This is a genomic window from Streptomyces sp. NPDC059785 (genome assembly GCF_042732375.1).
In the GTDB taxonomy this organism is placed as follows: Bacteria; Actinomycetota; Actinomycetes; order Streptomycetales; family Streptomycetaceae; genus Streptomyces.
This window is the reverse complement of the sequence record NZ_JBHWHV010000013.1, coordinates 54,634-64,916: the sequence shown is the minus strand read 5'-3', so window position 1 is coordinate 64,916 and position 10,283 is coordinate 54,634. Positions and strand designations below refer to the sequence as shown.

Sequence of the window (10,283 nt, the reverse complement as noted above, 5' to 3'; positions counted from 1 at the left end):
CTCGGCGGGGCCGTGCTGTACCGGCGCAACCGGCCCGCGGCGCACCGCCGCTGACCCACGCGCCACCGACGACGTACGCCACCGACGACGTACGCAACGGGTGCCGGACGCCTGGCGTCCGGCACCCGTTTTCGCGTGTCAGCGCGCCGCCGGGGCCGACGCGGCCTCGTCGGAGCGGTCCGCGGGCGCCGGGATCCGTCCGCCGCCCGTTCCGGTACGCAGCCGCCGGCGCACCCCCCGTACCAGCGTGCCCGCCGTGAACGAGGCGCCGTGCACGAAGCGCATCGCGGGGCCGAAGCCGGCCGCCGTGACGAGTCCGGCCAGGAACAGCCCCGGCACCGAGGACTCGAAGTCCCGCCCGACCCGAGGTGATCCGTCGGGTGCCTCCGCGAGCCCGTCGCGCATCTCGTCCGCGAGGAGCGCCAGCCGCTCGCGGGCCGGCCGGAACCCGGTGGCGGCGATGACGTGCCCGGTCTCCAGGGCGCCCCGCTCGCCGGTCCGGCTCAGCGTCCTCAGCCGTACGCCGTCCCCGGCGGCCTCCGCGGCCGTCACCTCGTGGCCGAGGAGCACCTCGACGGCCGGTTCGACGCGGTCGCGCACCCACCAGGCGCCCGCCGGGCCGAGCGCGGTCGCCGCCACACCGGCGCGGGTGCGCTCGGGCAGGCGGCGGAAGACGCCGGGCCGCTCGGCGTAGAACCAGTTCCGCCAGCCGGGGCCGAGGCCGCTGTGCGGGGAGCGGGCCGCCCGCCACCAGGGGCGCTCCCAGGGCGGGGGCACGTCGTTCCAGTTCAGCCGGTCGGCGCGGGCCAGGACCCGGACGCGGGTGCCCTGTTCGGCGAGGAGGGCCGCGGTCTCCAGGGCCGCCTGGCCGCCGCCGATCACCGTGACGTCGCGGCCCGCGAAGCGCGCGAGGTCGCCGTGATCGCTGCTGTGCGAGACGAGCGAGGGGCCGAGGCCGCCGAGCGCGGCGGGGATCTCGGTGAACGGCATGACGCCGACGGCCAGGGCCACCGTCCGCGCGTGCAGCGTCTCGCCGTCCTCGGTGACCGCCTCGAAGCCGCCGGGGACGGTGCCGATCCGGGCGACCGTGCGCTCGTCGACGCCGGGCGCGCCGTGCCGCGCGAACCACAGTCCGTACTCCGCGAACATCCCGACCGGGATCGGTTCCCCGTGCCGGGCGCGGACGCCCTGCCCGGCGCAGTACACGTCCAGGCGCAGCCGGCCGCGCGGGTCGGACAGGTTCGACGCCCACGGCTCCGACTTGAGGAACATCCCGCGGGGCATGTGGTCGCGCCAGGAGGCCATGGGCCGGCCGAAGACGCGCACGTTCAGGCCCGCGGCCGCGGCGTGGGAGGCGATCGACAGGCCGTAGGGTCCGGCCCCCACCACCAGCAGGTCGTACATCAGCAGCTGCTCGCTTTCTCGTCGTCGGTCAGGGGCTGCGGGGCGGCGGCGGGGCGCGGTACGCGCCGGGTGTCCACCGGCGGCGGGTCGGGCCGCTGACGGCGTACGCGGTCCAGCAGGCGCGCCGCGACGTGCCGGCACCACAGCGCCCACAGGGCGAGTCCGGGCCCGAGGTCGTCGCGGGCGTGCCAGGCCAGCTCGCGCCCGCCGGTCCGCGGGCGCAGGGCGGTCAGCGGGGCGTAGTTCTCCACGACGAACGCACGCCCCGGCCGGGGCGCCGGGTCCGGCAGCGGACGGTGGGTCAGGTCCAGGTGCAGCGCCCGTACGACGTCCAGGCCCGAGGCGTCGGTGAAGAGCCGGAACTGGGCGCCGGGGCGCGGGTTGAAGTCGAGCAGGTGGTAGTGGCCGGTCGCGCCGTCGCGGCGGAAGTCCAGGTCGAAGATGCCGCGGTAGCCCAGTTCACCGGTGAGCCGTTCGGCGAGCGCCTGGACCTGCGGGTTCGGCGTCCACCTGCCGACCGAGGTGAGCCCCGCGCCGGGCGGCCGGGCCCGCTGCTTGCGGCCGGGTCCGCCGGCCCGTACGGCGCCCGAGCGGTCGGCGTACCCGTGAAAGAACCAGTCGCGGTCGGGTCCGGGCGGCAGGAACGCCTGGAGGAGCAGCCGGCTGCCCGCCTCGTCGCTGCGCCGGTACAGCGCGCGGGCCTCCTGCGCGGAGCGCACCACCACCGTGCTGCGCAGCCCGGTCCCGGACGGCACCAGCCACGGGCGGCTCCACTTGGCGACCACCGGCAGCCCCAGCCGCCCGGCCGCCGCGGCGGCGCCCGCCGGGCTGTCCGGCACCAGGGTCACCGGGTGCGGGACGTCCACGCGCGCGCAGAGGGCCGCCAGTTCCGCCTTGTCGGCCACCCGTTCGGGCAGCGGGCCGGGCTGCTGCGGCAGCAGGTAGCCGGGGGTGAGCCGGTCCCGCAGACGGCCTACCGCGACGGCACTGGCGTCGTCCATGGGGATCAGCACGGCGGGCCGCGCCACCCGCCGGGCCACCCGGCGCAGCGCCGCGGCGATCTCCTGCGCCGAGGCGTCGGGCGGTGGCGGCGGATGCGTCTCACTCACAAAACGCGAGCTGCGTACGGGACTTCCGGTGGAATCGGCCACCAGATGGACGTCCACACCGGCCCGGCCCAGGGAGCGTACGGCCCCCAGTGTGCCGTGGTGGAAGGGGTTCCTGTCGATTCGCAGAAGAACGGCGGGTACGCGGGTGTCGAGCAGCGACACGGATATTTCCTTCGATTTGTTTCACCCGTGCGGGCGAGCGGGGCGCCGGAATGCATCGGGCCCGATTGGCGGCATGCGCATTCATATGACTGAGTGTCAGTGGATGAAAGGCGCTGTAGCGGCAGTGCGGGAGAGGAGCAGGTATGGGCGGACAGCAGCAACGGGCTACGGGCGGACGGGCGGCGGTCGCCGTGGCCGTCTCCGTGGTCGCCGCGTCGCTCGCCCTGGCGTCGGGACCGGGAGCGGGACTGGGACCGGTAGCGGCCCGGGCCGCGGGGGCGCCGCACGCCGCGGACCCGCCGGTGCCCGCGCCGGAGACGCCCGACCCGGCGACCCCCGACCCGGCGGCACCGGTGCCGGCGGAGCCCGGCGCGGACCCCGTGAACCGGCCCGCGCCCGTGACCCCGCCGGCCGTGACGGCACCGGTGTCCCCGCCGGCCACGACCGCGCCCGCGGTCGCACCCACGTCCACGATCCCGTCGGCCACGACCCCGCCGTCCGTGGCTCCGGCGGCGCCCGCCTTCGGGGCCTACCTCGACTACGGGCCCCGCGGTGTGGCCCGGATCGCCGAGCTCAGCCGGTGGCTGGGCGGTGCCGAACTCCGCGTCGGGCACACGTACCTGCCCGGCGACCGGTGGAGCAACATCGAGGGCGCGCCCGGTTTCCTCGACGCCTGGGCCGGCTGGCGGCGCGCGAAGGACGACCGGCTGCTCGTCCTCAACGTGCCCATGCTGGAGCGCAACGAGGGGCACGTACCGGACGACGAGGTGCGCGCCCTGCTGCGGGAGGGCGCGTCCGGCGCGTACGACCGGCACTTCAGGGCGCTGGCCGAGCGGCTCGTCGCGCTGAAGGTGCCCGACACCGTCATCGTGCTCGGCTGGGAGATGAACGGCATCACGTACACCCATCGCTGCGGTCCAGAGCCGGAGGCCTGGAAGACGTACTGGAACAGGATCGTCACCGCCATGCGCTCGGTGCCGGGCCAGAATTTCAGGTTCGATTTCACGCCGAATCGCGGCCGGGACGCCATTCCCTGGACCGAGTGCTATCCGGGGGACGACACCGTCGACATCATCGGAATGGACGCCTACGACCAGCCGCAGGGCCTTTCATTCGACGAGCAGGTGAGAGAACCGTACGGGCTGAAGGCGCATGTGGACTTCGCGAAATCCCATGGCAAGGCCATTTCGTATCCCGAATGGGGGCTTTTTCGCAACGGTGACAATGCCACGTACATGCGCCGGATGCTCGCCTGGATGAACGAGCACAAGGCGGTCTACAACACGCTCACGGACTACTGCCCGCACGGCGTGTGGCAGTGCGACGACAACCCCAGGGCGGCGGAGGTCTACCGGTCGCTGCTGTCCGGCGGGTCCGGCACGGCCCCCGAGCCGACCGCGCCCCCGGCGGAACCGCCCGCCTCCAAACGCCCCGGCACGTGCGCGCCGGTGCGGTTCGGCGAGTGGCTCCAGCAGTGGTTCGGCGACAGGTTCTGTCTGCGCTTCGACCGGTGGTCGCGGCACTGGTGAGCGGGGGAGGGGCAGGGGGCGCCTGTGGTGGCGGGCGGCTGGCGGTGCACGGGCGGTCCGGGTCCGCCGGTACCGCCGTCCGCGCGCCGTCACCGGCCGCGCAGCCGCCGTCGGCCCCGGTTCAGCAGCGGTCTGCCGCGGTCGCGGGCGGTGACGCCGAGGAGTGCCGCCGTCAGCAGGGGCGCGGTCCTGCGGCGGGCCAGCAGCAGCCGGCCGTTGACCACCGGCTCGGGGCGCCAGCGCTCCTTGTAGGGCTCGGTGCCGCGCAGCAGGCTCAGTACCCGGCGTTCGCCGTCGGCCGCCCCGGCGGCGCAGGCGTTCAGCAGCATGGTCGCCACGTCCGCCTTGCGCTCGCGCAGCCGGGGATCGGCACCGTACAGATAGCCGCCCGCCAACTGCCGCGACAGCAGCGTCAGATCGACCGCCACCACCTCGCCGTCGAGCCGGAACTCGGTCACCACGGCGTCGCCGGAGCGGACCATCTGGCCGACCGCCCGCACCAGGTGCCCGGCGAACCGGGGCCGCAGATGCTCCGGCGTCACCCCGCGCCCCTGCCACTGGAGCCGGTGCAGTTCGAGGAGCCGGTGCAGCGCGGCGGGCACCTCGCCGGGCGGTACGGCGCGGTGCTCGACGCCGAGCGCGGTCAGCTTGCGCAGCTTCGCGCGGACCCGCTGGGCGCGGGAGGCGGGCAGCCGCTCGAGCAGTTCGGCCATCGGCCGGGCCGGGAGTTCCAGGCAGACCGAGTCGCGCACCCGGCGCCGGGGCCCGTCCCACTGCTCGTGGATCCGCTCGGCCGCGCCGCCGGGCCGCACCTCGCGCAGGTCGACGAGCGCGGTGCGCGCGGCGGCGCGGAGCCCGGTGACGAGCGCGGGCAGCGCACGCTCCGCGTGCTCGTCGTCCACCAGCACGTCCAGGTAGTCGGAGATCGCCCCGCCCAGCGGCACCAGCGCGGGCAGCGGCCGGTACACCCGCATCAGAGGCGCGACGGCGCGCAGTTCACCGCCCTCGCGGACCACCAGGAGCCGCAGCGCGCCCGGCGGACCGTACGAGAGCCACCAGGAGTGCAGCCAGGCGTGGCTCTGGAACGCGGTGGCGGTGGCGCACCGGCGGTGCAGGCGGCCCCAGGCGGGGGCCAGCGCGGCGAACTCGTCCACGCCGGTGACGAGCGCGGCGGTGAGAGGACTGAGGGTGAGAGGAGTGGCGGTAGGAAGACCGGCGGTGAAGGGAGCGGGGGCGAGCGGAGTCGTGGTGGGCGGGGCGTCCGGTGCGGTGCCCGGCGCCCGTCGCGTGCTCGCGTCCACGGCAGTTCGCGCCGCCCTCACAGCTGTCCGTGCGCTTCGGCGGCGACGGCCGGGCCCGGTACGGACGCGGCCTGCGCGGAGTCGTCCGCGCGCCGGGGCCGCACCAGCAGTGCGAGCCCGCCCAGCAGCCCGCCCGCGGCGGCCCCGACCAGACCGGTCACCGACGGGGACGCCGACGACGCCCCGGCGGGCTTCACAGCGCGCGAGAACTGGACGAGCCGTACATGGGTGCTGTCCTGGTTGTCGTTCGCGTGCCGGGTCATCGAGCCCGTGACGGCGTTGGCCATGTCGGCGGCGAGGTCGGCGCGCTCCGAGGTCGCCGTGACGGCCACCATCGGGGCGTCCGGCGAGGTCGCGGCCCGCACGCTCTTCTGGAGCGTACGCATCGGCACCCCGGCCCACACCTGCGCATCGCCGAGCACCGAGACCTGCGTGGCCACCCGCCCGTACGCCTGCGCGAAGCCGTCCGCCGACGCCGGGTCCGCCGTCTTGTCCGGTACGGCGATGACGTAAGCCGTCGCCGAGTACGAGGGGGGTGTCAGCGCGCCGTAACCGGCGCCGGTCAGGCCGCCGAGCAGTACGCCGGCCGCGAGCAGGTTCCACGGAGGCAGGGCTCGCGCGCGGGCCAGGACCGCGGCGGCCCGGCCGGTCGGGCGGTGCTGGCCGGTGGGATTGTCGGTCATGCGGAACTCACCTTCTGAAGAGCCCGAGCGGGGCGGGCGACGGCGGCCGTGTACACGTCCATGAGCTGGGCGGCGCTGTGGGTGATGCAGTAGCGGCGGGCCGCGTCCGGGGCGGTGCGGGGCCCGGGACCCCCGGCGCGGACCCGGGCGAGGGCGCGGGCGAACGACTCGGCGCCGCCCTGGACCCGGTGCGCGCCGGGCGCCGCCTCCGGCGGCAGGTCCTCGACCGCCGGGCAGGAGACGTAGAGCACGGGAAGACCCGCGGCCAGCGCCTCGACGACCGCGAGCCCGAACGCCTCCTCCGCGCTCGGCGAGGCCAGCGCGTCCATCGCCGCGGTCAGCGACGGCAGATCGGCCCCCGGCAGACCGGCCGTCGGACGTTCGCCCGTGAACAGCACGCGGTCCGCGACGCCCGCGCGCTGCGCCGCGCGCCGCAGCCTGCTCTCCTCGGGCCCGCCGCCGACGAGCAGCAGCCACGAGTCGCCGGGGAGCCCGGCCAGCGCACGGACCAGGACGTCGAACCGCTTGCCCGGGACGAGCCGGCCGACGCCCCCGACGACGTACGCGTCCTCCGGCAGGCCGAGGCGGCGGCGGGTGCGGGCCCGCAGCACCGGGTCGAAGCGGAACCGTGCCACGTCGATGCCGTTCGGCACGATCTCGATGCGCGGCCCCGGGACGCCCCAGCGGCGCAGCCGTTCGGCGACGGTGGGCGAGACGGCGACCGTGGTGCTGCCCAGGCGTTCACCGGCCAGGTACAGCGCGCGGACCCCGGCGGTCAGCGCGCGCCCCTCCATCTGCGAGTCACCGAGGGAGTGCTCGGTGGCCACGACGGCCCGCACGCCCGCGAGCCGGGCGGCGATCCGGCCGTACAGGCAGGCCCGGTAGAGGTGGGTGTGCACGAGGTCGTAGCCGCCCGCCCGGATGAACCGCACCAGGCGGGGCAGCACCGACAGGTCGCGGTTGCCGGTCATGCCGAGGTGGACGACGCGTACGCCGTCGGCGGCGAGGCCGTCCGCGACCGCGCCCGGGTCGGTCAGAGTCACCACGTCGCAGTCGACGGGCAGATGACGCAGCAGCAGCCGCAGCTGCTGTTCGGCGCCGCCCGTGCCGAGCCCGGTGATGATGTGCAGCGCCCTCACCGGACGTCCTCGACCGGGCGGCGGCGCAGCCGGTGCAGCTTGCGCTTGAGCAGCAGCCGTACGGCGTTGTCCCGCTGGCCGACGTGGACGCGCGGCAGGGCGTGCGGGCCGGTCAGCGGGCCCGGGTCGATGGCGCAGGCGTAGCGGTAGCCGGCGGCGCGCACGGCGTCGACGACCCGCCGGTCGACGGTGCCGTACGGATAGCAGAACCCGTGCACGGGGCCGCCCGTCAGTTCAGCGAGCGCGGCCCTGCTGCCGGCGACCTCGGCGCGGAGCACGGCGTCGTCGGCCCGCGTCAGGTCGACGTGGGTCAGCCCGTGCGAGCCGATCTCGATGCCCTCGGTGGCGGCGGCGGCCCGGATGCCGTCCCGGCCGAGGAGCGGTTTGCGGGGGCCGAGCGGGTCCCACGCGTTGTCGCCGTCCAGCCGCCCCGGCAGGACGAAGAGGGTGGCGCCGCAGCCGTGGTGGCGCAGCAGCGGCAGCGCCAGGTCGACGAAGTCGGCGTACCCGTCGTCGAAGGTGAGCCCCACCAGACCGGAGCTCTCGCCGCGGGCGCGGGCGGCGAGCAGGTCCGCCATGCTCACCCCGCGCAGGCCCCAGCGGCGCAGCAGCCCGAGCTGCCGGTCGAGCCGGTCGGGCGAGACGGTGATGCGGTACGGGTCGTCGGAGCAGTCGCCCACGGAGTGGTACATCGCCACCCACGGTTCAGTGGCGCGCGCGGCGCTGCGACCGGTGGCACGCCGTACGTGTGCCGGGTCAGCGATGACGGACATCGGACAGCCTTCCTGTGGCGGGACGGGGGACGGAGACGAACGGCCGGGACCCCAGGGCCCGGGCCAGCGGGACGAAGACGGCGGCGACGGCGGCGCCGCCGTCGAGCAGGCCGAGGACGGGGGAGTCCGCGAGGCCGGCGCACCACCAGCCGGCCGCCGCGGCGGCCACCGCGGCGGGCACCGGTGCGCCGATCCCGGCCGCGACGCGCCGGGTGCGCACCGGCACCCCGCGCCGCCGCAGCCCGGCCAGCAGGAGCAGCGCGGACACGGTGATGCCGACGGCGTTGGCGGCGGCGATCCCGCACACGCCCCAGCGGCCGGTGGCGGGCACCCCGAGCGCGGTCGTCACGGCGATCCCCGCGGCCATCGCGCCCACCGGGTACCAGGTGGGCCGCCCCGTGCTGAAGTACGCCCGTACGAACGCGCCGACCAGAGTGTGGCCCAGCAGCCCGAGCGCGTAGACCCGCATGACGGCGGCGGTGGCCGCGGTGTCCCGCGCGTCGAACGCGCCCCGCTGGAACAGCAGCTGGATCAGCTGGGGCGCGCACGCGACGACCGCGGCGGCGCCCAGGAGCACGGCGGTGGACACCAGGGCCAGGTCGCGTTCCACGCGGGCGCGGGCCCGCTCGGTGTCGCCCGCGGCCACCGCCTGCGCGACCACCGGGAAGGTGACGGTGCACAGCATCAGCGACAGCACCATCGGCATCTGGGCCACCTTCTGGGCGTAGTTCAGATGCGAGATGGCCCCGGCGGGCAGCGACGACGCGAGGAACCGCTCGACCAGGACCTGGGACTGCCGGCAGAGGGCGAAGAGCAGCACGGCGGCGATGAGGAGGAGGTCCAGGCGGGGGGTGGCGCTCTTCGGGGCGGAGGCCGGGTGCGCGTCGCGGCGCGGGCCGTCGGTGCCTGGTGTTGCCGGGCCCGCGTCCGGTGTTCCCGGGCCCGCGTCCGGTGTTCCCGGGCCGGGGTCCGGCGTTCCAGGGCCGGCGTCCGGGCGCGTGTCCCGGTGGCGGTCGTCGTCGTCCTCACTCCGCGAGTGGCGGCGCAACTCCCGCCACAGGGACGGCACCTGGGCCGCCACCATCAGACCGCCGCCCACCGCGACGCCCAGCGCCGCCGCTCGTACGCCCCAGAGGCCGCCGAGGACGAACATCGTGGCGATGATGCCGGTGTTGTACGCGACGTAGATCGCGGCGGGGGCGAGGAACCGGCGGTGCGCGCGCAGCGCCGCGCTGGCGTAACCGGCGAGCCCGAAGCTCAGTACGCAGGTCGCCGTCAGCCGGGTGCAGGCGACGGCGGCCCCCGGCTCCGGCAGCCCCGGCGCGAGGACCGCGACCACCTGCGGCGCCCCGGCGATCAGCAGCGCCGCCACGGCCGCGAAGGCGAGCGCCAGCCGGGGCAGCGTGGCCGCGACGAGGCGGCGCACGGCGTCGTCCCCGGGGGCCCGGCCCGCGACGGCCCTGCTGAACAGCGGTACGAGGACGAAGGCGAGCCCGTCCTCGATCAGCAGGGTCGCCGCGAACTCCGGCACGGTCCAGGCGACCAGGAAGGCGTCCGTGTCGCTCCCGGCCCCGAAGAGATGTGCGAGGGCCTGGTCCCGTCCGAGCCCCAGCAGCGCCCCGGCCAGGGACAGGCCGATGGTGACGGCGGTGGCGCGGGCGAGAAAGCGGGGGGAGGCCGCCGGCCCGGATCCGGCCGCGTTCGTGCGGGTGCCGGTGCCGGTGCGGGTGCCGGTGTTGGCGCTGGTGTTGGCGTTGGTGCTGGTGCTGGTGCTGGTGCTGGTGTCGGCGTCGGCGTCGGTGCGGGTCGGTGGCGCCGCCGCCGTCCCGTCCGCCCGTCCCGGTGTCACCGTCATCGCGCCGCCGCCCGACCGGAGCGGCCCGCGGCCCCGTCCGCCCGTACGGTGTCCCCGCCGCGGAGGCCGCCTTCGTACGGTGCCGCGGCGGCCGGGTCGAGCAGCGCCCACCGGGCGACGAGCCCGAGACACACGGCGGTGAGCACGGTCGAGGGCCCGCCGATGTCGGCGTACACGAAGTCGACGAGCTGCCAGACGATCAGCCCGCAGGCGACCAGCGCACAGTCGAGCCCGTCGGGCCGCGGGGGGCTGCCTGGCGAGGACGCGGCGTTGAACCGGCCCGGCGGCCTCGCCCCGGCGGCCGGGGCGGGTGCGGAGTCCGGCCTGC

At 76.2% G+C, this 10,283-nt stretch carries 8 protein-coding genes; 1 reads left to right on the top strand and 7 read right to left on the bottom strand.

Annotated features, from left to right (window positions below):
- Positions 1 to 138: 138 nt before the first annotated feature.
- Entirely contained in the window at positions 139 to 1,404 is a 1,266-nt protein-coding gene (locus ACFV6E_RS12790) for an FAD-dependent oxidoreductase (RefSeq protein WP_385461096.1), read from the bottom strand.
- Positions 1,404 to 2,675, bottom strand: coding sequence for an ATP-grasp domain-containing protein (locus ACFV6E_RS12785; RefSeq protein WP_385160626.1), 1,272 nt, complete (start codon positions 2,673 to 2,675; stop codon positions 1,404 to 1,406). Before ACFV6E_RS12785 ends, ACFV6E_RS12790 begins: the two co-directional genes overlap by 1 nt.
- A gap of 143 nt (positions 2,676 to 2,818) precedes the next feature.
- On the opposite strand from ACFV6E_RS12785, the gene ACFV6E_RS12780 reads away from it, so the two are divergent.
- Positions 2,819 to 4,204 carry a glycosyl hydrolase gene (locus tag ACFV6E_RS12780; RefSeq protein ID WP_385160624.1) on the top strand — a complete coding sequence of 462 codons (1,386 nt, stop codon included), beginning with the start codon at positions 2,819 to 2,821 and terminating at the stop codon, positions 4,202 to 4,204.
- An 89-nt stretch (positions 4,205 to 4,293) separates the two neighbouring features.
- On the opposite strand, the gene ACFV6E_RS12775 is transcribed toward ACFV6E_RS12780, so the two are convergent.
- The 5 genes from ACFV6E_RS12775 to ACFV6E_RS12755 form a co-directional block, all read right to left on the bottom strand.
- A complete protein-coding gene (locus ACFV6E_RS12775; protein WP_385160693.1) occupies positions 4,294 to 5,358 on the bottom strand; it encodes a GNAT family N-acetyltransferase in 1,065 nt (354 codons plus the stop codon).
- Between the two features lie 164 nt (positions 5,359 to 5,522).
- Positions 5,523 to 6,188, bottom strand: coding sequence for a lipopolysaccharide biosynthesis protein (locus ACFV6E_RS12770; RefSeq protein WP_385160623.1), 666 nt, complete (start codon positions 6,186 to 6,188; stop codon positions 5,523 to 5,525).
- Positions 6,185 to 7,327, bottom strand: a complete 1,143-nt coding sequence (locus tag ACFV6E_RS12765) for a glycosyltransferase (protein ID WP_385160621.1) — start codon at positions 7,325 to 7,327, stop codon at positions 6,185 to 6,187. Before ACFV6E_RS12765 ends, ACFV6E_RS12770 begins: the two co-directional genes overlap by 4 nt.
- Positions 7,324 to 8,019, bottom strand: a complete 696-nt coding sequence (locus ACFV6E_RS12760; protein WP_385160691.1) for a polysaccharide deacetylase family protein — start codon at positions 8,017 to 8,019, stop codon at positions 7,324 to 7,326. Before ACFV6E_RS12760 ends, ACFV6E_RS12765 begins: the two co-directional genes overlap by 4 nt.
- Before the next feature lie 64 nt (positions 8,020 to 8,083).
- Positions 8,084 to 9,955, bottom strand: a complete 1,872-nt coding sequence (locus ACFV6E_RS12755; protein WP_385461093.1) for a lipid II flippase MurJ — start codon at positions 9,953 to 9,955, stop codon at positions 8,084 to 8,086.
- Between the last annotated feature and the right edge of the window lie 328 nt (positions 9,956 to 10,283).

What these genes read in the sequence shown, in the direction of transcription:
- ACFV6E_RS12770 (WP_385160623.1), bottom strand. Translation starts at nt 6,188, where the DNA reads ATGACCGACAATCCCACCGGCCAGCACCGCCCGACCGGCCGGGCCGCC.
- ACFV6E_RS12780 (WP_385160624.1), top strand. Translation starts at nt 2,819, where the DNA reads ATGGGCGGACAGCAGCAACGGGCTACGGGCGGACGGGCGGCGGTCGCC.
- ACFV6E_RS12790 (WP_385461096.1), bottom strand. Translation starts at nt 1,404, where the DNA reads ATGTACGACCTGCTGGTGGTGGGGGCCGGACCCTACGGCCTGTCGATC.
- ACFV6E_RS12760 (WP_385160691.1), bottom strand. Translation starts at nt 8,019, where the DNA reads ATGTACCACTCCGTGGGCGACTGCTCCGACGACCCGTACCGCATCACC.
- ACFV6E_RS12755 (WP_385461093.1), bottom strand. Translation starts at nt 9,955, where the DNA reads ATGACGGTGACACCGGGACGGGCGGACGGGACGGCGGCGGCGCCACCG.